This is a genomic window from Variovorax sp. BGA-UO-ETr-C22, assembly GCF_059567965.1.
Window position 1 is genome coordinate 955,462 of record NZ_JCAQPA010000010.1, and the last position, 19,919, is coordinate 975,380.

General features: G+C 68.5%; 24 protein-coding genes. 7 read left to right on the plus strand and 17 right to left on the minus strand.

The window, feature by feature from the left end:
- Positions 1-16: 16 nt before the first annotated feature.
- Genes cyoE through AC57B8_RS17930 form a run of 4 tightly spaced genes read right to left on the minus strand, consistent with a single transcriptional unit; the run spans position 17 to position 3,707 of the window.
- Positions 17-922 carry a heme o synthase gene (cyoE, locus tag AC57B8_RS17915; protein WP_095950890.1) on the minus strand — a complete coding sequence of 302 codons (906 nt, stop codon included), beginning with the start codon at positions 920-922 and terminating at the stop codon, positions 17-19.
- The gene (locus tag AC57B8_RS17920) at positions 919-2,142 is read right to left on the minus strand and encodes a COX15/CtaA family protein (RefSeq protein WP_496480308.1); all 1,224 of its coding nucleotides are present in this window, start codon (positions 2,140-2,142) and stop codon (positions 919-921) included. The genes cyoE and AC57B8_RS17920 overlap by 4 nt, the downstream gene beginning before the upstream one ends.
- Before the next feature lie 22 nt (positions 2,143-2,164).
- Positions 2,165-2,848, minus strand: a complete 684-nt coding sequence (locus AC57B8_RS17925) for a redox-active disulfide-containing membrane protein (RefSeq protein ID WP_062481371.1) — start codon at positions 2,846-2,848, stop codon at positions 2,165-2,167.
- The gene (locus AC57B8_RS17930; protein WP_496480309.1) at positions 2,832-3,707 is read right to left on the minus strand and encodes an SURF1 family protein; all 876 of its coding nucleotides are present in this window, start codon (positions 3,705-3,707) and stop codon (positions 2,832-2,834) included. The genes AC57B8_RS17925 and AC57B8_RS17930 overlap by 17 nt, the downstream gene beginning before the upstream one ends.
- A 27-nt stretch (positions 3,708-3,734) precedes the next feature.
- Between AC57B8_RS17930 and AC57B8_RS17935 the strand changes: the two genes are divergently transcribed.
- Positions 3,735-3,965 carry a twin transmembrane helix small protein gene (locus AC57B8_RS17935; RefSeq protein ID WP_062481367.1) on the plus strand — a complete coding sequence of 77 codons (231 nt, stop codon included), beginning with the start codon at positions 3,735-3,737 and terminating at the stop codon, positions 3,963-3,965.
- Between the two features lie 80 nt (positions 3,966-4,045).
- On the opposite strand, the gene AC57B8_RS17940 is transcribed toward AC57B8_RS17935, so the two are convergent.
- The 8 genes from AC57B8_RS17940 to AC57B8_RS17975 all read right to left on the minus strand — a co-directional run bounded on the left by AC57B8_RS17940 (position 4,046) and on the right by AC57B8_RS17975 (position 10,527).
- A complete protein-coding gene (locus AC57B8_RS17940) occupies positions 4,046-4,927 on the minus strand; it encodes a cytochrome c oxidase subunit 3 (RefSeq protein ID WP_062481365.1) in 882 nt (293 codons plus the stop codon).
- A gap of 82 nt (positions 4,928-5,009) precedes the next feature.
- The gene (locus AC57B8_RS17945) at positions 5,010-5,177 is read right to left on the minus strand and encodes a DUF2970 domain-containing protein (RefSeq protein ID WP_082818316.1); all 168 of its coding nucleotides are present in this window, start codon (positions 5,175-5,177) and stop codon (positions 5,010-5,012) included.
- Positions 5,178-5,230: 53 nt separating this feature from the next.
- On the minus strand, positions 5,231-5,860 hold the full coding sequence (locus AC57B8_RS17950) for a cytochrome c oxidase assembly protein (protein ID WP_095950886.1): 630 nt from the start codon (positions 5,858-5,860) through the stop codon (positions 5,231-5,233).
- Between the two features lie 36 nt (positions 5,861-5,896).
- Complete coding sequence (locus AC57B8_RS17955) at positions 5,897-6,013, minus strand: cytochrome oxidase small assembly protein (RefSeq protein WP_216360125.1); 117 nt, start codon at positions 6,011-6,013, stop codon at positions 5,897-5,899.
- 40 nt (positions 6,014-6,053) lie between these two features.
- Positions 6,054-7,691, minus strand: a complete 1,638-nt coding sequence (gene ctaD / locus AC57B8_RS17960) for a cytochrome c oxidase subunit I (protein ID WP_062481356.1) — start codon at positions 7,689-7,691, stop codon at positions 6,054-6,056.
- A 43-nt stretch (positions 7,692-7,734) separates the two neighbouring features.
- Entirely contained in the window at positions 7,735-8,913 is a 1,179-nt protein-coding gene (coxB, locus tag AC57B8_RS17965; RefSeq protein ID WP_095950885.1) for a cytochrome c oxidase subunit II, read from the minus strand.
- Between the two features lie 59 nt (positions 8,914-8,972).
- Positions 8,973-9,449 carry a DUF2244 domain-containing protein gene (locus AC57B8_RS17970; RefSeq protein WP_056578078.1) on the minus strand — a complete coding sequence of 159 codons (477 nt, stop codon included), beginning with the start codon at positions 9,447-9,449 and terminating at the stop codon, positions 8,973-8,975.
- A gap of 163 nt (positions 9,450-9,612) precedes the next feature.
- Positions 9,613-10,527, minus strand: coding sequence for a class I SAM-dependent methyltransferase (locus AC57B8_RS17975; RefSeq protein WP_496480310.1), 915 nt, complete (start codon positions 10,525-10,527; stop codon positions 9,613-9,615).
- Between the two features lie 22 nt (positions 10,528-10,549).
- Between AC57B8_RS17975 and AC57B8_RS17980 the strand changes: the two genes are divergently transcribed.
- From AC57B8_RS17980 to AC57B8_RS17990, 3 genes are all read left to right on the plus strand, one after another.
- A complete protein-coding gene (locus AC57B8_RS17980; RefSeq protein WP_495305107.1) occupies positions 10,550-11,266 on the plus strand; it encodes a ComF family protein in 717 nt (238 codons plus the stop codon).
- Between the two features lie 31 nt (positions 11,267-11,297).
- Positions 11,298-11,759 (plus strand): tRNA (uridine(34)/cytosine(34)/5-carboxymethylaminomethyluridine(34)-2'-O)-methyltransferase TrmL, encoded by a 462-nt coding sequence (gene trmL / locus AC57B8_RS17985; protein WP_496480311.1) that lies wholly within the window; start codon positions 11,298-11,300, stop codon positions 11,757-11,759.
- Between the two features lie 116 nt (positions 11,760-11,875).
- Positions 11,876-12,166: a DUF4148 domain-containing protein gene (locus tag AC57B8_RS17990; RefSeq protein ID WP_496480312.1), complete on the plus strand. Its 291-nt coding sequence runs from the start codon at positions 11,876-11,878 to the stop codon at positions 12,164-12,166.
- 25 nt (positions 12,167-12,191) lie between these two features.
- Here the strand turns inward: AC57B8_RS17990 and AC57B8_RS17995 are convergent, their stop codons facing one another.
- Together AC57B8_RS17995 and AC57B8_RS18000 are read right to left on the minus strand one after the other, a co-directional pair.
- On the minus strand, positions 12,192-12,662 hold the full coding sequence (locus tag AC57B8_RS17995; RefSeq protein ID WP_062479484.1) for a MaoC family dehydratase: 471 nt from the start codon (positions 12,660-12,662) through the stop codon (positions 12,192-12,194).
- 73 nt (positions 12,663-12,735) lie between these two features.
- A complete protein-coding gene (locus AC57B8_RS18000; protein WP_070061962.1) occupies positions 12,736-13,356 on the minus strand; it encodes a nucleotide-binding protein in 621 nt (206 codons plus the stop codon).
- A 92-nt stretch (positions 13,357-13,448) separates the two neighbouring features.
- Here AC57B8_RS18000 and kefF point away from each other — a divergent pair, with 92 nt between their 5' ends.
- Complete coding sequence (gene kefF / locus AC57B8_RS18005) at positions 13,449-14,177, plus strand: glutathione-regulated potassium-efflux system oxidoreductase KefF (RefSeq protein WP_496480313.1); 729 nt, start codon at positions 13,449-13,451, stop codon at positions 14,175-14,177.
- Positions 14,178-14,179: 2 nt separating this feature from the next.
- Positions 14,180-16,042: a glutathione-regulated potassium-efflux system protein KefC gene (gene kefC, locus AC57B8_RS18010; protein ID WP_496480314.1), complete on the plus strand. Its 1,863-nt coding sequence runs from the start codon at positions 14,180-14,182 to the stop codon at positions 16,040-16,042.
- A 9-nt stretch (positions 16,043-16,051) separates the two neighbouring features.
- Here the strand turns inward: kefC and AC57B8_RS18015 are convergent, their stop codons facing one another.
- Both AC57B8_RS18015 and AC57B8_RS18020 read right to left on the minus strand, forming a co-directional pair.
- On the minus strand, positions 16,052-17,002 hold the full coding sequence (locus tag AC57B8_RS18015) for a M14 family metallopeptidase (RefSeq protein ID WP_496480315.1): 951 nt from the start codon (positions 17,000-17,002) through the stop codon (positions 16,052-16,054).
- A 16-nt stretch (positions 17,003-17,018) separates the two neighbouring features.
- A complete protein-coding gene (locus AC57B8_RS18020; RefSeq protein ID WP_062479498.1) occupies positions 17,019-18,020 on the minus strand; it encodes a Bug family tripartite tricarboxylate transporter substrate binding protein in 1,002 nt (333 codons plus the stop codon).
- A gap of 122 nt (positions 18,021-18,142) precedes the next feature.
- Between AC57B8_RS18020 and AC57B8_RS18025 the strand changes: the two genes are divergently transcribed.
- Complete coding sequence (locus tag AC57B8_RS18025; RefSeq protein ID WP_369630071.1) at positions 18,143-19,039, plus strand: MurR/RpiR family transcriptional regulator; 897 nt, start codon at positions 18,143-18,145, stop codon at positions 19,037-19,039.
- Positions 19,040-19,042: 3 nt separating this feature from the next.
- Here AC57B8_RS18025 and AC57B8_RS18030 read toward each other — a convergent pair whose 3' ends face one another.
- Positions 19,043-19,918 carry an amidohydrolase family protein gene (locus AC57B8_RS18030; protein WP_496480316.1) on the minus strand — a complete coding sequence of 292 codons (876 nt, stop codon included), beginning with the start codon at positions 19,916-19,918 and terminating at the stop codon, positions 19,043-19,045.
- Position 19,919: the final 1 nt, after the last annotated feature.

Below are 19,919 nucleotides of genomic sequence, written 5' to 3' on the forward strand. Positions count from 1 at the left end.
GGCAGGTCAGGTCCGGTCAGCGGAGGTAATGGTCGACGAGCAGCGCCGCGAACAGCACGCTCAGGTGGATGAGCGAAAACCGGAAGGTCTTGCGCGCCAGCGTGTCGGAGTAGTTGCGCCACAGCGCGAAGGCATAGCCGGTGAAGCCGATGCTCACGCCGATGGCGACCACGAGATAGAGCCAGCCGCTCATGCCGTAGATGAAGGGCATCAGGCAGGCCGCGAACAGGATGAAGGTGTACAGCAGCACCTGCAGCCGCGTGAACTCGTTGCCGTGCGTCACGGGCAGCATCGGCAGGCCAGCCTTGCGGTAGTCCTCGACGCGGTACAGCGCCAGCGCCCAGAAATGCGGCGGGGTCCACAGGAAGATGATGAGGAACAGGATCAGCGCCTCGGGCCCGACATCGCCCGTCATGGCCGACCAGCCCAGCACCGGCGGCATGGCGCCCGAGGCGCCGCCGATCACGATGTTCTGCGGCGTCAGCGGCTTCAGGATGACGGTGTAGATCACCGCGTAGCCGACGAAGGTGGCGAAGGTGAGCCACATGGTCAGCGGGTTGACCGTGAACCACAGCAGCGCCGAGCCAGCCGCGCACAGCAGCGCCGAGAACACCAGCGCCTGCATGTCGCTGAGCTGCCCGCGCGCCGTGGGGCGCCAGGCGGTGCGCTTCATCTTGGCGTCGATGCCCTTCTCGACCAGGCAGTTGAATGCGGCGGCCGCACCGGCCACGAGCCAGATGCCGATGCAAGCCAGCACGCCGCGCTGCACGTCGGCCCACGACGGCAGGCCGGGCACGGCCAGCACCATGCCGATGAGCGCGCAGAACACGATCAGCTGCACCACGCGCGGCTTGGTGAGCGCGTAGAACTGGCGCAGCACGTTGGCGGTGCTGGCGTGCTGAACAGGAATCGGGGTGCTCACGCGGTGGCTTTCTTCGGTTGGGGGGTGCCGCGCGCATTGTCGACGGCGCGCGGAATCGGTGCAGCGGCGGCGCTTTCGCGCCGGCTCTCGCACAGCACCCAGGTCAGGACCACGGCCAACGCCGCGGCGCCGCCGGTGTGGAGCACGGCGGCGGCCAGCGGCCAGCCCAGCAGCACATTGCCCAGGCCGGTGGCCAGCTGCAGCAGCGCCAGGCCGGCCAGCCAGTGCGCCTGCGCGCGCAGCGCCTCGAGGCGGCGCAGGCGCCAGGCCAGCAGGCCGAGCGCCACGAACACGGCGTACGCCATGAGGCGGTGTGCGTAGTGGATGGCGGTGAGCGCGGAAAAGTCGAGCGGCTGGCCGTCGCCGGTCACGCCGAGATGGCGCCAGATCTCGAAGCCCTGCGCGAAGTTCATCGGCGGCCACCAGCTGTTCTGGCAGGTCGGGAACTGCGTGCAGGCCAGCACCGCGTAATTGGTGCTGACCCAGCCGCCAAGCGCGATCTGCAGCACCAGCAGCACCGCCGTGGCGATCAGCCCGTTGCGCAGGGCTGGCGACACGGCCGTGGGCAGGCGCTGCGCCGCCACCTGGCGGTAGCGCACGGCCTGGATGCACAGCAGCGCGAGCAGCACGATGGCGCCCATCAGGTGCATCGTGACGATGGCGGGGAACAGCTTCCAGGTGACGGTCATGGCGCCGAAGGCGCCCTGCAGGCAGACCCAGACCAGCGTGGCCGCGGGCCACCAGGCACTGAGCACGACGTGGTGGTGCGCGCTGTCGACCGGCGGCGCGGGCTGGCGCCGCTGGCGGCGGCGCACGATCCAGGTGGCGCCGGCCAGCGTGAGGATCAGCACCCCGACGCCGGTCGCGAGGTAACGGTGGACCATTTCGATCCAGGCCTTGCTGTGCGTCACCGGGCCGGTCGGCTGAGCCGCCTGCGCCATGGCGATCTCGTGGCGCGCGCCGGCCGGGCTGGCGTTGCCGTAGCAGCCGGGCCAGTCGGGGCAGCCCAGGCCCGAATCGGTGAGCCGCGTGAAGGCGCCGAACAGCGTGAGGTCGAAGGTGAGGAACAGCGTGAGCACGGTCAGCGCATGCAGCCGCCGCGCGGGGCCGGAGCCGGCATTGCGGCGCCACACCCAGACCAGCGGTCCGAGCGCGAGCAGCACGCCGGCGCCCATCATCCAGGCGATCGGCGTGAGGTCGTAGAGGGAGCTCGTGTCCATCGGGCGATTGTTCGTGCGGGGCTCAGCGGCCCGCTTCGTCCCACGACGACGAGGCGCGCAGCAGGCGGTCGATGTCGCGCTTGGCGCGGCTCGCGCCGGCGGCGTCCATGCGGGCCGGGAAACGCATCATCCAGTTGCCCATCGGATCAACCACGTAGAGGTGCTCGGACAGCGCGTGCCCTTGCACGGGCGCGAGCCAGCGTGCCAACTGGTCGGCCGGCACGCGCAGCACGGTCGCGCCGTGCAGGCCGTTGGTCAGGCGCTCAGGCACAGGCGCCGCATCGCTCACGAGCCAGACGCGATCCAGGCGGTCTTTTTCGCGGCCGAGGCTCTCGCGCAGCTGGCGTTGCAGGTACAGCTGCTGCTCGCACAGCGCGTCGCAGGCGGCGTCGGCCACCGCCACCAGCAGCCACTGGCCCTTGAGCGTGGCCAGCTCGACCGGCGCGCCGCTGCGGTCGGTTGCCGTGAGGCGAGGCATCTCGCGCTGCGGATCGATCAGCTCGCCGTACACGCTGCGGCCCTCGGGGCGGATCACGTAGTAGGTGAAGTACGAGGCGATGACGGGTGCCGCGCACATCAGCAGCACGGCGATCATCTTCCAGCGCCCGTGGACAGTGCGACGGTTCTCGGCCTCGTCCAGCGCCTGGCCCGGCGACGGCATCGAGTGCACGGTCAGGCCCAGCGGCTCGTCAGAGGCCGCGGCCATCGCGTGCGCGGCGCCGCGCGCGCCGGAAGGGGGAGATGAATTGGAACCAGACATAGAGGATGACAACGAGGGCCGACAGGCCGAACCACTGGAATGCGTAACCGTAGTGCCTCTCCAGGCCCAACGCCGGGGCCGGCCAGTCGCGCTGCAGGCCCTCGGACGCCGGCCCGCTCTGCTGCAGCGACACGTCGGTGCGCAGCGGCAGCTGGGTCTCGCCGCGGAATGCCTCCAGGTCGAGATTTTGCCGGATGGGGGAAGACCCCTGAATGCCCGGTGCCGGAGCGCTGGCGCCTGCAGCCGAAGGGGCCGGTGCGGCGGCCGATGCCGCGGGTGCCGGTGCGGCCGCAGCCTTCGCGCCGAGCTCGAACAGATGGCTCGGCGGCGGCTCGATCAGCGCCGTGAGCTCGACGATGCCGGGCGGCGTCTCGACCACACCGAGCTGCGTGCGGTCGACGAAATTGCGCTGCACCCATCCGCGCTGGACCATCACAGCCTGCTCGCTGCCTTCGAGCGCGAACGGCGTCAGCACGTAGAAGCCCGGCGTGCCGTGCATCTGGCGGTTGTCCAGGTAGACCGTCTGCGCCGTGAGCCACAGGCCGCGCAGGTGTACTGGCCGGTGCATTTCGCCGGCGGCTTCGCCCAGCGCCAGGAACTCGGCCTGGGACAGCGGGGCTTTCTGCTTTTGCGCGTCGATGCGGGCTTGCAGCGCTTCTTTCTGCGCGGCGCGCGACAGCTGCCAGCGGCCCAGCGACACGGTGGCGGCCAGCGCCAGCACGGCCGCCAGCGTCACGACCAGGAAACGGCCCCGGCCCGCGCGGCGGCGCGGCGTGGCAGAGGAAACGAGAGGCTCGGGGGTCACTGGAGCGGACGGGGCGTGCGGCCGATAATGCGGGTCATGAAATATTTCGTCGCCCTGATCTTTCTGGGCATCTTCGCGAGCCTCGCTTTCGCGCTCTACTTCATGCTGAAGGACGGTCGCGACGGGCAGAACAAGCGCGGCGGCATGGCCCGCGCCCTCACCTTTCGGATCGGCCTGTCGGTCTTTTTGTTCCTGTGCATGCTGCTGGCCTGGAAACTCGGCTACATCCAGCCCACCGGGCTCCCGCTCGGGAAGTAACAGATGGTGCTCGTTCCACGAGAACCATGAAAAAGGCGCCTTACGGCGCCTTTTTTCTGGAATGCCGTGAGGTTCTTCGCTCAAAGCCAATAGACCAGCACGTACAGGCCCAGCCAGACCACGTCCACGAAGTGCCAGTACCAGGCGGCACCTTCGAAGCCGAAGTGACGCTCGGCGGTGAAGTGGCCCTTCTGCAGGCGCAGCGTGATGAACAGCAGCATCAGCATGCCGATGAACACGTGCAGGCCATGGAAGCCGGTCAGCATGAAGAAGGTCGAACCGTAGGTGCCCGAGCTGAGCTTGAGGTTCAGTTCGGTGTACAGGTGGAAGTACTCGTAGCCCTGCACGCCCAGGAAGATCACGCCCAGCAGCACGGTGAGCCACATGAAGCGGATGCACTGTGCGCGGTGGTCGGCGCGCAGCGCGTGGTGGGCGATGGTCAGCGTCACGCCCGAGCTCAGCAGCAGCGCGGTGTTGATGGTCGGCAGCCAGAACGGGCCGACGGTCTGGAAGGGCTCGATGATGCCGGCCGGCGAACCGGTCACGCCGGCGGCGACGCTGGGCCACACGGCCTTGAAGTCGGGCCAGAGGATCGCGTTGTCCAGGCTGCCGAGCGTCGGCAGCGCGTGGGTGCGGGCCCACCACAGCGCCGTGAAGAAGGCACCGAAGAACATCACTTCCGAGAAGATGAACCAGCTCATGCTCCAGCGGTACGAGAGGTCGATCTTGTGGCCGTACTGGCCGCTCTCGCTCTCGCCGACGGCGGCACGGAACCACACGAAGAGCGTGCCGAGCCAGATCACCATGCCCAGCAGCAGCGACCAGGCGCCCCACTGGTGGCTGTTGATCCATTGCCCCGCGCCGAGGATCACGAAGAACAAGCCGATCGCGGACACGACCGGGTAGGCCGAGGGTCCGGGCACGAAGTAGTAGGGCGTGGTGCCGTGGGTGGTTGAACTCATATCAGCTCCTGGCTTTCTTTCTTCTCTCGATTCAATGATTCTGGAGATCGTGGTTTTTTGTCTTCGGCTCAGCAGGCAACGCTCAGGCGGCCGCGACCACATGCCGCACCAGCAGCACCAGCCCGACCACGAAGACGATCACTGCGGCAAACGCCACCACGATGACGTGCAGCGGATTGAGCTTGCCCAGGTCTTCCTTGTAGGCGCTGTTGCGGCGCACCCCGAAGAACGACCAGCCCACCGCCTTCATCGTGTCCCACAGCGTGGGCTTGCGGCGCGGGGCTTCGGGCGGCAACGGCGAGGTCACGAGCGCGGCTCATCGGCGACAACATGCGAAACGGCGGCCACCGGGGCCGGAGGCGTCTTGCCGCCCACCTCGAAGAAGGTGTACGACAGTGTGATGGTCTTGACGTCCTTCGAGATCTTCGGATCGATCACGAAGGCGACCGGCCACTGCTTCTTCTCGCCCGCGTCGAGCGTGTACTGGTTGAAGCAGAAGCACTCGAGCTTGTTGAAGTGCGCCGCGGCCTGCTGCGGCGCGTAGCTCGGGATGGCCTGCGCGGCCATGCGACGGTTCTGCGTATTCTGGAACTCGTACATCACCGTGTTCAGCTGGCCCGGGTGCACTTCGATGAAACGCTCGGCCGGCTTGAAGTCCCACAGGCCACCGCGCACGTTGGAGTCGAACTCGACCTTGATCGTGCGGGTCATGTCGACCTGCGTGTTGTCGGGCACGCGCACGTTCTTGGCGCCGCTGGCGCCGCCCGGCACCTGGAGCTCGGAGAGCGCGAGGATGTTGATGCCGGTCATCTCGCAGATGGCGCGGTACATCGGCACCAGCGCGTAGCCGAAGGCGAACATGCCGCAGGTCACGACGGCCAGCTTGCCGACCATGCGGACGTTGGCGCGGCGGATGCGTTGACCGAGGCTCATGCTGTTGCTTCCGTTCGAGGGTGCGATGCGGCGCGGTCAGCGACCGCTGAACCAGACCATGCGGACGATGAAGCCGATGAAGAAGATCACCGCGATGGAGGCCAGCGTGAGCCCCATGCGTCGGTTGTTCCTTCTTTGTTCAGGCGTCGTCATCGTCGTGCAGTCGTGGTGCTTGTCCGGCGTGCGCGGGTGATCAGCCGATCACCTTGGTGGCGGTCACGTCGAGCTTGGGCGGATTCTCGAAGGTGTGGAACGGGGCCGGCGACGGCACTTCCCACTCGAGGCCTTCGGCCGCTTCCCAGGGCTTCTGAGCCGCTGCTTCACCCTTGCCGCGCATCGAAGGCAGCACGATGAACAGGAAGAAGTAGACCTGGGCGAAGCCGAAGAAGAAAGCCCCCACCGAAGCGATGGCGTTGAAGTCGGCGAACTGCATGGGGTAGTCGGCGTAGCGACGCGGCATGCCGGCCAGACCCAGGAAGTGCATCGGGAAGAAGGTGACGTTGAACGAGATCAGCGACCACCAGAAGTGGACCTTGCCGCGCGTTTCGTTGTACATCACGCCGGTCCACTTGGGCGCCCAGTAGTAGAAGCCCGAGAACATGGCGAACAGCGAGCCGGCCACCAGCACGTAGTGGAAGTGGGCCACCACGTAATACGTGTCCTGCAGCTGCGTGTCGATCGGCGCGACCGCGAGGATCAGGCCGGTGAAGCCGCCCATCGTGAACACGAAGATGAAGCCGACCGCGAACAGCATGGGCGTCTCGAAGGTCATCGAGCCCTGCCACATCGTCGCGATCCAGTTGAAGATCTTCACGGCCGTGGGCACGGCGATCAGCATGGTCGCGTACATGAAGAACAGCTGGCCCGTGAGCGGCATGCCGGTCGTGAACATGTGGTGGGCCCACACGATGAACGACAGGATGGCGATCGACGAGGTGGCGTACACCATCGAGGCGTAGCCGAAGAGCTTCTTGCGCGCGAAGGCGGGCACGACCTGGCTGATGATGCCGAAGGCCGGCAAGATCATGATGTAGACCTCGGGGTGGCCGAAGAACCAGAAGATGTGCTGGTACATCACCGGGTCGCCGCCGCCGGCGGGGTTGAAGAAGCTGGTGCCGAAGTGGCGGTCGGTCAGCGTCATCGTGATGGCGCCGGCAAGCACGGGCATCACGGCGATCAGCAGGTAGGCGGTGATGAGCCAGGTCCAGCAGAACATCGGCATCTTCATCAGCGTCATGCCGGGGGCGCGCATGTTGAGGATGGTGACGATGATGTTGATCGAACCCATGATCGACGAGGCGCCCATGATGTGCATCGCGAAGATGCCGGCATCCATCGAGGGGCCCATCTGCAGCGTGAGCGGGGCGTACAGCGTCCAGCCGGCCGCGGGCGCGCCGCCGGGCATGAAGAACGAACCGGCCAGCATGATGGCCGCCGGAATCAGCAGCCAGAAGCTGAAGTTGTTCATGCGCGCGAACGCCATGTCGGATGCGCCGATCTGCAGCGGGATCATCCAGTTCGCGAAGCCCACGAAGGCCGGCATGATGGCGCCGAACACCATGATCAGGCCGTGCATGGTGGTGAACTGGTTGAACAGCTCGGGGTTCACCATCTGCAGGCCGGGCTGGAACAGCTCGGCGCGGATCAGCAGGGCGAGCACGCCGCCGATCATCAGCATCGTGAAGCTGAACAGCAGGTAGAGCGTGCCGATGTCCTTGTGGTTGGTCGCGAACACCCAGCGGCGCCAGCCGGTGGGCGCGTGGTGATCGTGATGGTCGTCGTGTGCGTGGCCGCCGGGGGCGTGACCGTGGGGGTCGAGGACTGCGCTCATGTCGTTGTTCCTTGCAATTTCTTCTTCGCGGGGCGCCGTCGGATCACTTGCCGCGCAGGGCCAGCACTTCGGCCGGTTGCACCAGCTGGCCCGTCTTGTTCGACCAGCTGTTCTTGGTGTACGTGGCCACGGCCGCGAGGTCGGTGTCGCTCAGCTGCTTCCAGGCAGGCATGGCACCGTTGTTCTGGCCATTGAGCAGCACCAGCAGCTGCACCTTGTGGTCGGAATCGGTCACCTTGACTGCGCCGTCGAGCGGCTTGATCGGGCCTGCGCCCTTGCCGTTGGCCTGGTGGCAGGCCGCGCAGTTGGCGGCGTAGACCTTCTCGCCGCGTGCCAGCATGTCGGGCAGCGTCCAGACCTTGGTCGGGTCGTCGAGCTTGGCTGCGGCTTCCTTGCGCTTGGTGGCGACCCAGGCGGTGTAATCGGCAGCCGACAGCACCTTCACGTGGATCGGCATGTAGGCGTGTTCCTTGCCGCACAGTTCCTGGCACTGGCCGTAGTAGTCGCCCACGGTCTCGGCGCGGAACCAGGTGTCGCGCACGAAGCCGGGAATGGCGTCCTGCTTGAGGCCCAGCTGCGGCACGGCGAAGGCGTGGATCACGTCGTTCGCGGTGGTGATGATGCGGACCTTCTTCTGCACCGGCACGACCATCGGGTTGTCGACCTTGAGCAGGTAGTCGTCGGGCATGGCGCCCTTGGCACCGGCGTCGGACATGGCGCGCTGCGAGCTGTCGAGCGTGGAGATGAAGGCCAGGCCCTCGCCTTCGCCGTTCAGGTAGTCGTAGCCCCACTTCCACTGGTAGCCCGTGGTCTTGATCGTGAGGTCGGCGTTCGTGGTGTCCTTCTGGGCCACGAGCACCTTGGTGGCGGGCAGCGCCATCACGATCACGATGAGGAAGGGCACGATGGTCCAGATGACCTCGACCACCACCGATTCATGGAAGTTCGCGGCCTTGTGGCCCACCGACTTGCGGTGCTTCCAGATGGAATAGAACATCACCGCGAACACGGCGACGAAGATGACCGTGCAGATGATCATCATGATCGTGTGGAGCAGATGCTGCTCCTGCGCGATCTTGGTCACGCCGACCGGAAGATTCAGCTGGCGCACCGCGGGGCCGCCGGGCAGATCGTTGACTGCGTGCGCCGCGTTGCTGAACGCCGCGCCGGCCGCCAGCAACAGATTCGCCGGCCTGTACTTATTGCGCCAAATGCTCTTCATCGTGTTCACGTTTCTTCAATTTTTCGAAAACCCAACCGTGCAGCACCGCGCGAGCCCCCTCAGGCGCCACGCAACGCCATGCGAATCTCGCGCGCCAGTGCGGCTCGCAACTCCGGGCGTACATAGCGCCCCACCCTGACCGATCGACCTTGCCCCGAGACCTCGATCAGCGAACGATCGCCGGTCTGCGGTTCGATCCGCACCTGGTGCGGAAGAAATTCCGTGCGTTCATAGTGCCCACCGTTCTCGAGCTCCACGACGAGGCGCCCGCCCTGCAGCGCGATCCGTTCGCCATCGGTGGCATGCCGCGCGTACATCATGAACGCAAAGCCCACCGCGGCCAGTTCGAGCCAGGCGAATGGCAATACCAGCGGCGCACCGTGCAGCCAGAACACCATGCCCGTGCCCAGAGATACCACGCACAGCGAGGCGTAGAGCCAGCCCAGCTGGCTCGGCGTCACCGAGCAATTGCGTTTCAGGAACCAGTGGATGTTCTGGCCTGAGACGGTGGCAAAACGAAACACGGAATTCGACACGGGCGAGTTCAGCAAATCGGTGCGTCGATGGTGGCCAAACCCCTCGTACAAACAGGATCCGACACCCCTCGATCACGGGACAATACCCGCGAGTTTCACGCAACGGCGGATTGTAGCGGGTAGAGCGCGGGCCCCGCGCACCGAATGAGGGCTGCCGGGTCGCTCAGGCGCCAGGGCGGCCGCGCTGGAGCATCGATCGCATCTCTCGCAGCGAGACCGCGCTCTCGGGCGACAGCGCCACGCGCGGCGTCGGCTTGAAGGCGTGGCCGTAGATGACCTCGAAGGTCAGCGCGATGCGGCCCTCGCCTTCCGCAGCCGGGGCCAGCTCGGGCAGGGCCTGCTTGAGCGCGCGGTGCCAGGCCTTGCCGCGCAGTGCGGGGAAGCGCGCCGGATGCAGGTTGCGCCCCAGCGTACGCAGCTCGGCCAGGGCGGCCTCGGGGGTGGCCCAGGTGAGCACGATGCGCTCCATGTCCATCACGGGCTCGGCGAAGCCGGCATGCACGAGCATGTCGCCCCAGTCGTGCATGTCGGTGTACTCATGGCCGGCGGCGGGCCAACCGAGCCGGGCGTGCAGGGCGCGCAACTCGCGCACCGTGTCCGGGCCGAGGCAGGAGAACATCAGGAAGCCGTTGGTCGCGACCAGGCGGTGCCACTGCGCGATGAGCGCCTCGGGATCGGCCGCCATGTGCAGCGACATGTTGGCCCACAGCAGGTCCACGCCGTCTTCGGGCGTGGCGTCGAAACGGGCCTTGCCGCCCTGCCAGCGGCGCGCGCTCCACCAGGGGGCGGTCAGTGCCTCGCCGGTCCGGTCGGCCAATGCGGATTCGGATTCGATGACGAAGGCTTCGGCGTCGCGGTAGCGGCGGGCCAGCAGCGCGTGCGCCTCGAGGCCGCCGCGCAGCGGCGACCAGTCGGCCCAGGTGCGGGGCTGGGCCTTGATCCATTGCAGCCGGTCTTCCATCCGGCGGCCGATTTCCTCGTGCAGCCAGGGCGAGCCCTCGGCGGGCGCGAGCCGGCGCCAGCGGTCGGCCGCCGTGGGATCGATGGTCGGCGGTCTTCTTGCGGGGTCGGTGGCCATGGGGCCGTGAGTATATTGAGGCATGCACAACCGCCGGGCCCTGAGGCCTTTCACCTCGCTGCTCGCGCGGCTGCCCAGCCAGTGCGAGGTCTGCCGCGCCTGGCCGGCGCAGCGCGTGTGCGACGCCTGCGTGGCCCGCTTCGCGCCGCCGACCCCGCGCTGCGGCGGCTGCGCCCTGCCGATGCCCGAGGGCGTGGCGCGCTGCGGCGAATGCATCAAACACCCGCCGCCGCTCGACGCCTGCCTGGCGGCCTGCACCTACGCATGGCCGTGGCCCGACTGCATCGCCCAGTTCAAGTTTCGCGGCGAGGCAGGCTGGGCCGGCCCGCTGGCCACCCTGCTGCGCAGCGCGCCGTGGGTGGAGCCGGCGCTGGAACAGTGCGACCTCGTGCTGCCGATGCCGCTGGCGCCCGGCCGACTGGGCGAGCGCGGCTTCAACCAGGCGCACGAGCTCGCGCGCCGGCTGGCACCGGCCAAGACCGACGCCACCCTGCTGCTGCGCACGCGCGACACGCCCGCGCAGAGCGGCCTGCCGCGCGCCGACCGGCTGCGCAACCTGCGCGGCGCCTTCGCCGTGGAACCGCTGCGCGCCGACGGCCTGCGGGGGCGGCGCGTGGTGCTGGTGGACGACGTGATGACCAGTGGCGCCTCGCTGTTCGCCGCGGCCGCCACCTTGCGCCTGGCGGGCGCGGCGCACATCACCGGCGTGGTGCTGGCGCGAACCGATCCGCCGCGCTGAACCCACCGGCGGCGCCCGCGACAATCGGGGCATGTTCCATATCGTCCTGGTCCACCCTGAAATTCCGCCGAACACCGGCAACGTGATCCGGCTCGCGGCCAACACCGGCTGCACGCTGCACCTGGTGGAGCCGCTCGGCTTTTCGATGGACGACCGCCTGCTGCGCCGCGCCGGGCTCGATTACCACGAGTACGCCGAAGTCAAGCGCCACGCCGACTGGGCCGCGCTGCTGGCCACGCAGCAACCGCCGGCCGAGCGCATGTTCGCGCTGACCACGCGCGGCACCCGCCCGGTGCACGACGTGCGCTTCCAGCCCGGCGACTGGCTGGTGTTCGGCTCGGAAACCGCCGGCCTGCCGCCCGCGATCCGCGATGGCTTTGCCGAGGCGCAGCGCCTGCGATTGCCGATGCGTGCCGGCCAGCGCAGCCTGAATTTGTCGAACGCGGTGGCGGTCACGGTGTTCGAGGCCTGGCGGCAGAACGGTTTCGCCTGACGGCCCTTCGCGCGGCAGGGGCACATCCGATCGGTGCTGCGCGGCGTATGGGAAGGCATGCCGGTGATTCACACCGGCATCCGCCCCCTCAACGCTGACTGCCAAGGAGTCCCGCCATGCACACCACCCTGCGCTTGATCACGATCGCCGCCCTCGCCTTCGCCGGCGGCGCCCATGCCTTCCAGGGCGAGCAGAATCCGCTGCCGCCCGCGCCCTTCCAGTCGTCCCTGACGCGCGCCCAGGTCCAGCAGCAAGCCCTGCAGCCTCTGCAGATCAGCAACGGCGGCACCGGCGTGGCCCGCCCGACCGCGGGCAACGTCGACCGTGCGGCGGTGCGCGCGAGCGCCGTCGGCATCACCCGACAGGGCGCCGCCACCTACGGCGAAGTCACCGACCGCCGGATGTAAGTAGAGAGAAGAAGAAAAAGTCCGCTCAGGGAAAACGGCGCACCACCGACTCGGCGACGCACGCCGGCTTGGCGGCGCCTTCGAGTTCGATGGTGGTTTCCCAGGTCATCTGCAGGCCGTTGTTGGGAATCGGCTCGGCGCTCAGCAGCTTCATGCGGGCGCGCAGGCGCTGGCCCACGGGCACCGGCGACATGAAGCGCACGCGGTTCAGGCCGTAGTTCACGCCCATGCGCGACTCGACCACGTCGATGGCCGTCTCGAAGAACTTCGGCAGCAGCGACAAGGTGAGAAACCCGTGCGCGATCGGCGCGCCGAAGGGGCCGGACTTGGCCCGCTCCACATCGACGTGGATCCACTGGTGGTCGCCCGTCGCCTCGGCGAACTGGTTGACCTGCTGCTGCGTCACGCTGATCCAGTCGCTCACGGCGACTTCCTGGCCGACGCAGGCGGCGAGATCCTGAAGGGTCTGGAATGTCTTTTTGGTCATGCGGGGCATTCTGGTGCCAAGGGCACAAGGCTGGCTGTCGGACTTGCGACAACCGGGATTCAGGGAAATCCGGGGGGTCAGTTCAGGCGTCGAGCCATTCGCAGATCGGCGCCCACTGGTCCAGGTCGCGCTGCACGCGCCCCGGCGCAATGTCGAACAGCGTGAGCCCGCGCGCGGCCAGCTGCACGTAGTTCTGCGTGTCGCGCAGCTCGCCCAGCACGGGCACGCCCAGGCCGGCGATGAACTCGTGCAGCCGGTCGGCCGCCAGCGTGCGGGCGTTCACGCGCATGCCGACCAGGCCGATGCGGGTCTTCTCGGCGCGGCGGCTTTCCAGCAGGCGGTCGAGGAAATCACGCGTGGCGTAGATGTCGAAGATGCTCGGCTGCAGCGGCACGATCACGCGGTCGGCCAGCGCCAGCACCTCCTTGAAGCGCCAGCCGTGCAGGCCGGCGGGCGTGTCGAGCACCGCGTGGGTGGTGCCGCGCGGCGGGCGCACCACGGTGCTGTCGCCGGTGGCTTCCCAGGTGGCGATGGGGCGGGCCTGCGGCGGGCGCAGGCCGAGCCACAGCCGCGAGGACTGCTGGCGGTCCACGTCGCCGAGCATCACGGCATGGCCGCGGCTCGCGAAGTAGCCCGCGATGTTCGTTGCAATCGTCGACTTGCCCACGCCCCCCTTGGGATTGGCGACCAGAACCACCGGCATGAGGATCTCCTCCAGAACTGGAACAGGGCTGGATGGTAGTCGCCCCGGGTTGCGCGTCGGCGACGGCGGGCCGTCTGCGTTATGTTCGCCACATGACGACAACAACATCCGCGGAGAACCCCGCCAGCAGCATCTATGTGCTGGCGGCCCACCCCCACTGGCGCGATTCGCGCGTGAACCGCCGGCTGTTCGCCGCCGCGCAGCGCGTGCCGGGCGCCGACGTGAACGACCTGTACGGCAGTTACCCCGATTTCGCCATCGACGTCGAGGCCGAACGCGAGCGGCTGGCGCGCGCGGACCTGGTGGTGCTGCTGCACCCGATCCAGTGGTACTCGATGCCGCCGCTGCAGAAGCTCTGGGTCGACGACGTGCTCGGCTACGGCTGGGCCTACGGCCCCGGCGGCACCGCGCTGCAGGGCAAGGACTGCTGGCTGGTCGCCACCACCGGCGGCCCCGAGCCGAGCTACCACCCGCAAAGCTACAACCGCTACTTCTTCGACGCCTTCCTGCCGCCCTACGAACAGACCGCCGCGCTGTGCGGCATGCGCTTCCTGCCGCCGCTGCTGCTGCACGGCGCGCGACGCGCCAGCGAGGCCGAGGTGGCCGCGCACGTCGAGGTGTTCGTGCAGCGCCTGGAAAGCTACCCGGTGTGGCCCGAGATGGACGAGCTCGATGCCTGCATCGCCTGCCCGGTGCCCGAGACCGACCGCCCCGCGGAATCCGACGACGTGGGCCAGGTGATGGCCGGCGCGTTCCACAGCGCGATGACGCACGGCCTGGCCGTCGCCAACGGCAGCAACAGCACCCACAAGGCGGCCTGAGCATGGAACACGCACCCGCCTGGCTGACCAGCAGCCTGATCTACCTGAGCGCCGCCGTGCTGGTGGTGCCGCTGTCCAAGGCCCTGGGCCTGGGCTCGATCATCGGCTACCTCGTGGCCGGCATCGCGATCGGCCCCTGGGGCCTGGGCCTCGTGTCCAGCGTCGAAGACGTGCTGCATTTCGCCGAGTTCGGCGTGGTGCTGATGCTCTTCCTCGTGGGCCTCGAACTCGAACCCAAGCGCCTGTGGAGCCTGCGCCGCCCGATCTTCGGCTGGGGATCGGCGCAGGTGCTCAGCTGCGCGGCGGTGCTGTTCGCCGTCGGCTGGGCCGTGGGCGCGCCGTGGCGCGTGGCACTGGTGGCCGCCCTCGGGCTGGCGCTGTCGTCCACCGCCATCGCACTGCAGGTGTTCGGCGAACGCAACCTGCTGAAGACGCCCAGCGGGCAGGCCGGCTTCTCGATCCTGCTGTTCCAGGACGTGGCGGCGATCCCGATCCTTGCGCTGCTGCCGCTGCTGGCCGGTGCCACGGCGGCCGAGCAGTCCATCAGCGGGCTGGACCGCGCGCTCGAGGCGCTGAAGATCGTCGGCGTGATCGCCGGCATCATCCTCGGCGGCCGGCTGCTGCTGCGCCCGATCCTGCGCTGGATCGCGCGCAGCGACACGCCCGAGATCTTCACCGCCGCCGCGCTGCTGCTGGTGGTGGCCATCGCGGCGCTGATGCAGTTCGTCGGCCTGTCGATGGCACTGGGCGCCTTCCTTGCCGGCGTGCTGCTGGCCGAGAGCGAGTACCGGCGCGAGCTGGAGACCGACATCGAGCCCTTCAAGGGCCTGCTGCTCGGGCTGTTCTTCATCGCGGTGGGCATGTCGATCAACTTCGGCGTGCTGCTGGCCAACCCGGGGGTCATGGCCTTGCTGGTGGTGAGCTTCCTGGTCATCAAGCTGGTGGTGATCTACGCGCTGGCCAAGGCCATGGGCCTGGCCTACCAGGAGCGGCCGGTGTTCACGCTGCTGCTGGCGCAGGGCGGCGAGTTCGCCTTCGTGGTGTTCCAGGCCGCCGGGCCCGACGTGCTGCCGCCGCAGACCACCTCGCTGCTGATCGGCGCGGTGGCGCTGTCGATGCTGCTGTCGCCGCTCCTGCTGGTGCTGCTCGACAAGTTCGTGCTGCCGCGCTACAGCCACGCGGGCGGACCGCAGCTCGAAGAGATTTCGGAGCAGCAGGACGCCAAGGTGCTGATCTGCGGCTTCGGGCGCTACGGCCAGATCGTCGGTCGCCTGCTGATGTCGCAGGGCCTGCGCGTGACGGTGCTCGACCACGACGCCGACACCGTCGAAGGCCTGCGCCAGTTCGGCTTCCGGGTGTTCTACGGCGACGCCACGCGGCTGGACCTGCTGCGCACCGCGGGCGCCGGCACGGCGCGCGCCATCGTGGTGGCGGTGGACGACATCGAACAGTCGCTGGACATCGTCGACCTGGTGCGCGAGAACTTCCCGCAGGCGCGCATCATTGCGCGCGCACGCAACGTGACGCACCTGTTCCAGCTGCGCGACCGCGGCGTGCAGGACATCGAGCGCGAGGTGTTCGAGTCGTCGCTGCGCAGCGCGCGCTCGGCGCTGGAGGCGCTGGGCTGGCCGGCGGCCGAGGCGCGCGAGGCCTCGATGCGCTTCCGCCAGCGAAACCTCAAGCTCAGCGACGAGATCTACCCGCACTACAAGGACCGCGCCAAGCTGATCGCCGCCAACAAGGCGGGCCGCCAGCAGTTCGAGGAGCAGATGGCGCGCGAGCGCGAGGAGCGCAAGCTGCGCTCGGGCCAGGACTGGGACCGGCTCGGTGAAGACGAGCCAACGGGCGACGCGAAGGCGCCCTGAGGCGCGAGGTCAGACCGGCACGGTCAGGTACACGCCCTCGCGGCCGATCACCGGCGCGCGGGTCGGCATGAAGATCGTGCAGCCGTAGCAGGGCGAGCGGATCTCGCGCCCGGCCTGCACCGCGATCAGCTCACCCTGGTCGAAGGTCTCGAAACCGAGCACGGGTCGCACGAAGGCGAAGTCGTCCGACGTGACCATGTGGACCTCGAGCAGCCGGAAGCGGCGCGCGGCCACCGGCACGCGCGGCACCGGGTCGACGAGCCCGAGGTGCGCCAAAAAGCGCAGCGACACGTCGGTGGCCAGGTCGGCCGCCGACTGCGCGAAATGCTGGCCGCACTCGACCACCACCGCACCGCCGTCGATGCCCGGCTCGCCGTGCCGGCCGTAGGCCGTGACGCCCGTGCCGGGCGCGGCGCCCACGGGCATCACGAGGTGCACCGCCGGGCCGCCGACGGCCTGCGCCAAGCCTGCATTGCGTTCGAACTCCGGGTAGACCCAGAAGGGCTGCACGGGCGCGCGCGTGGAATGGATGTCCAGCACGTAATCGGCCGCGTCGAGCACCGGCCGCAGCTCGCGCGCGCGGCGCAGCTCGGGGCTGTCCCCGGTGCCGTCGAGCAGCTCGGGCGACCAGATGCGGTTCAGGTTGTGCACCAGCTGGCGGTTCTCGTAGGGCCGGCCGATGTCGAAGGCCTCGTAGGCCTCGACGTTCGCGAAGCTCACGGTGAGCGTGCCGATCTTCGGGCGCACGCCGGTGTCGAGCAGGTGCGTGGCCGCGACCATGCCGCAGATCTCGTTGCCGTGCGTGAGCGCGTTGACGAGCACGTGCGGGCCCGGCTTGCCGGACGCGAAGCGGTGCACGTAGTCGATGCCGGTGTTGCCCTGGCGGTAGGCCGAGAGGTCGCGCGGCAGCACCTCCAGCGGTGCGGTGTCGGGAGCGAAGGCCTGCAGTGTCTGCGTCATGGAACCAGCCGCCCGCTCACTCGCCGCGGATGCCGGCGCGCTTGACCATCTCGCCGTACAGCGCGAGCCGCTCCGACATCATGGCCGTGAACTGCGCGGGCGACTGCGCCTCGGGCGCGAGCGAGCCGCGTGCCAGCAGCGCCTCGACCATCGTCGGCTGGTCAGCCACCGTGCGCACCGCCTTGTGCAGCGCGGCGATGACCTCGGGCGGCGTCTTCGCGGGCGCGGCCAGGCCGATCCACGAGGTGGTGTTCAGCACCGGATAGCCCAGTTCGGTGAAGGTCGGCACGTCGGGCAGCGCCGCGACACGCGTGGGCGAGGCCACAGCCAGCGCGCGCAGCTTGCCGGCCTGGATGTGCGGCAGGAACGGCGCGAGGTTGTCCAGGCCGAACTGCACTTCGTTCGAGATCAGCGCGGTCACCAGCGGACCGCCGCCGCGGTAGGGCACGTGCGTGGCGTTGAGCTGCAGCTGCGACTTCATCAGCTCGACGTTGAGCTGGCCCATGCTGCCCGGCCCGGCGCTGCAGAAGTTGAGCTCGCCCGGGCGCGACTTCACCAGCGCCACGAACTCCTTGAAGGTCTTGGCGGGCACGGCCGGGTTCACCAGCAGCACGTTGATGGAGCGCGCGAGCTGGCTGATGGACAGGAAATCCTTGATCGGGTCGTAGCCCGGGTTGGCCTGCGTCAGCGGGTTGGCCAGGTGCGAGCTCTGCGAGGACACCACGAGCGTGTAGCCGTCGGGCTTGGCGCGCGCCACCTGGGCGCTGGCGATGGAGCCGCCGGCGCCGGCGCGGTTGTCGATGACCACCGGCGTGCCCAACGCCTTCGACAGCGGCTCGGCGTACAGCCGCGCGATCAGGTCGACCGAGCCGCCGGCCGGGAACGGCACCACCAGCGTGACCGGGCGGGCCGGAAAGGCCTGGGCGCGCGCGGACAGGGGCAGCAACGCCGCCGTCAGGCCGGCGCCGAGGATCTCGCGCCGGCGCAGGGCGGGCACGGCGGGGGTGGTGGAACGCATGGCAAGGTCTTTCTGCAGAAGAAGCGGGCAATCGGGCGGACAGGTCCGGCCGAAATCGTGCATTCATTTTTGCAAGGAGGCCTAATTTTTGCAATACTCGTTGCAAAAATGAGGTTTCTCCGATGCCGCACGCAGACACCCCCGCCGCCCCCAGCCTGAACCAGCGCATCTCGGGCTATGGCAAGAAGCTCACGAAAAGCGAGCGACGCCTCATCGAGGAATTGCAGGCGCACCACCCGCAAGGACTGCTCGAATCTGCAACGAGCCTTGCAAGAAAGGTGGGCACCAGCGCCTCGACCGTGGTGCGGCTGCTCGCCAAGCTGGGCTACGAGAGCTACGCCCAGGCGCAGATGGAGGCGCGCGCCGAAGTCACCGCCCTGCTGGCCTCGCCCGCCACGCGCGCCGACGCGGTCATCGGCGACGACACCTCCGTGCGCAGCTGCCTGGACAACGCGCTGCTGCACGACCAGCACAACCTGGCCGCCACCTTCGCGGCGCTCGACGTGGGCGCGTTCGAGGCGGCGGTGAAGCTGCTCACGCAGCGCAAGGTGCGCGTGCACGTGCTCGGCCAGCGCAACGGCCTGCCGCTGGCCAGCCACCTCGCGCTGAACCTGAACCTGTGCCTGCCCGACGTGCGGCTGCTGGGCGGTGCGGGCGCGCTGCCGCTGGAAGACCAGCTGCTGCGCATCGACGACAACGACCTGCTGCTCACGCTCACCTTCCGCCGCCACTCGCTCGCGATCGCGCGCACGGCGGCCTACTTCCGCGAGCAGGGCGCGAAGGTCGTCATGGTCACCGACAGCCCCACCGCGCCCGCGGCGGCCTCGGCCGATCACCTGCTGCTGGTGCGCACCTCCAGCGCCTCGCCCTTCGATTCGTACACGGCGGCGCTGTCGGTCTGCAATGCCTTGATCACCGCGGTGGCGCAGCGCCGCAAGAAGGAACTGGCCGCCGTGTTCGAACGCGGCGCAGCGCTGTGGGAGCCGCACTGGAACGAGGCGGCGCCGCGCGCCGCCTGAGCCTCAGGCCGCCGGGGTTCCGAGCCCCAGCAGGCGCACCGCGTTGTCCTTGAGGATGCCGGGCATGACCTCGGGCTTGAAGCCGGCGGCCTCGAAGTCCTTCATCCAGCGGTCGGGCGTGATCAGCGGGTAGTCGCTGCCGAACAGGATGCGGTCCTTCAGCAGCGTGTTGGCGTACTGCACCAGCTGCTTCGGAAAGTACTTCGGGCTCCAGCCCGAGAGATCGATCCACACGTTGGGCTTGTGCGTCGCCACGCTCAGCGCCTCGTCCTGCCAGGGGAAGCTCGGGTGGGCCATGACGATCTGCATGTCGGGGAAGTCGATGGCCACGTCGTCCAGGTGCATCGGATTGCTGTATTCCAGCCGAAGGCCGCCGCCGCAGCGCATGCCCGAGCCGATGCCGCTGTGGCCGGTGTGAAAGATGGCCGGCAGCTTGTACTCGGCGATCACCTCGTAGATCGGCCAGGCCATGCGGTCGTAGGGGTGGTAGCCCTGCACGGTCGGGTGGAACTTGAAGCCCTTCACGCCGTGCTCCTCGATGAGCCGGCGCGCCTCGCGCGCGCCCATCTTTCCCTTGTGCGGATCGACGCTGCCGAAGGCAATCATGATGTCGCTGTTCTGCGCCGCGGCCTCGGCGATCTCCTCGTTCGGGATGCGGCGGCGGCCCATGTTCGACTCGGCGTCGACCATGAACATCACCAGCCCGATCTTCCTTTCACGGTAGTACGCCACGCTCTCGGCGATGGTGGGGCGGCGGTTCGAGCCGAAGAACTTGTCGGCCGCGCGGTCGTATTCCTCGCCGTAGTTGTCGAAAGGATTCCAGCAACTCACTTCGGCGTGGGTGTGGATGTCGATCGCGATCAGGTTCCGTGGGTCCATG

Coding starts and splice junctions, on each gene's coding strand:
- AC57B8_RS17920 (WP_496480308.1), bottom strand. CDS start 2,142: ATGGACACGAGCTCCCTCTACGACCTCACGCCGATCGCCTGGATGATG.
- AC57B8_RS17925 (WP_062481371.1), bottom strand. CDS start 2,848: ATGGCCGCGGCCTCTGACGAGCCGCTGGGCCTGACCGTGCACTCGATG.
- AC57B8_RS17935 (WP_062481367.1), top strand. CDS start 3,735: ATGCGGGTCATGAAATATTTCGTCGCCCTGATCTTTCTGGGCATCTTC.
- AC57B8_RS17940 (WP_062481365.1), bottom strand. CDS start 4,927: ATGAGTTCAACCACCCACGGCACCACGCCCTACTACTTCGTGCCCGGA.
- AC57B8_RS17945 (WP_082818316.1), bottom strand. CDS start 5,177: ATGAAGGCGGTGGGCTGGTCGTTCTTCGGGGTGCGCCGCAACAGCGCC.
- AC57B8_RS17950 (WP_095950886.1), bottom strand. CDS start 5,860: ATGAGCCTCGGTCAACGCATCCGCCGCGCCAACGTCCGCATGGTCGGC.
- AC57B8_RS17955 (WP_216360125.1), bottom strand. CDS start 6,013: ATGACGACGCCTGAACAAAGAAGGAACAACCGACGCATGGGGCTCACG.
- ctaD (WP_062481356.1), bottom strand. CDS start 7,691: ATGAGCGCAGTCCTCGACCCCCACGGTCACGCCCCCGGCGGCCACGCA.
- coxB (WP_095950885.1), bottom strand. CDS start 8,913: ATGAAGAGCATTTGGCGCAATAAGTACAGGCCGGCGAATCTGTTGCTG.
- AC57B8_RS17975 (WP_496480310.1), bottom strand. CDS start 10,527: ATGGCCACCGACCCCGCAAGAAGACCGCCGACCATCGATCCCACGGCG.
- AC57B8_RS17980 (WP_495305107.1), top strand. CDS start 10,550: ATGCACAACCGCCGGGCCCTGAGGCCTTTCACCTCGCTGCTCGCGCGG.
- trmL (WP_496480311.1), top strand. CDS start 11,298: ATGTTCCATATCGTCCTGGTCCACCCTGAAATTCCGCCGAACACCGGC.
- AC57B8_RS17990 (WP_496480312.1), top strand. CDS start 11,876: ATGCACACCACCCTGCGCTTGATCACGATCGCCGCCCTCGCCTTCGCC.
- AC57B8_RS17995 (WP_062479484.1), bottom strand. CDS start 12,662: ATGCCCCGCATGACCAAAAAGACATTCCAGACCCTTCAGGATCTCGCC.
- AC57B8_RS18000 (WP_070061962.1), bottom strand. CDS start 13,356: ATGCCGGTGGTTCTGGTCGCCAATCCCAAGGGGGGCGTGGGCAAGTCG.
- kefF (WP_496480313.1), top strand. CDS start 13,449: ATGACGACAACAACATCCGCGGAGAACCCCGCCAGCAGCATCTATGTG.
- kefC (WP_496480314.1), top strand. CDS start 14,180: ATGGAACACGCACCCGCCTGGCTGACCAGCAGCCTGATCTACCTGAGC.
- AC57B8_RS18015 (WP_496480315.1), bottom strand. CDS start 17,002: ATGACGCAGACACTGCAGGCCTTCGCTCCCGACACCGCACCGCTGGAG.
- AC57B8_RS18020 (WP_062479498.1), bottom strand. CDS start 18,020: ATGCGTTCCACCACCCCCGCCGTGCCCGCCCTGCGCCGGCGCGAGATC.
- AC57B8_RS18025 (WP_369630071.1), top strand. CDS start 18,143: ATGCCGCACGCAGACACCCCCGCCGCCCCCAGCCTGAACCAGCGCATC.
- AC57B8_RS18030 (WP_496480316.1), bottom strand. CDS start 19,918: ATGGACCCACGGAACCTGATCGCGATCGACATCCACACCCACGCCGAA.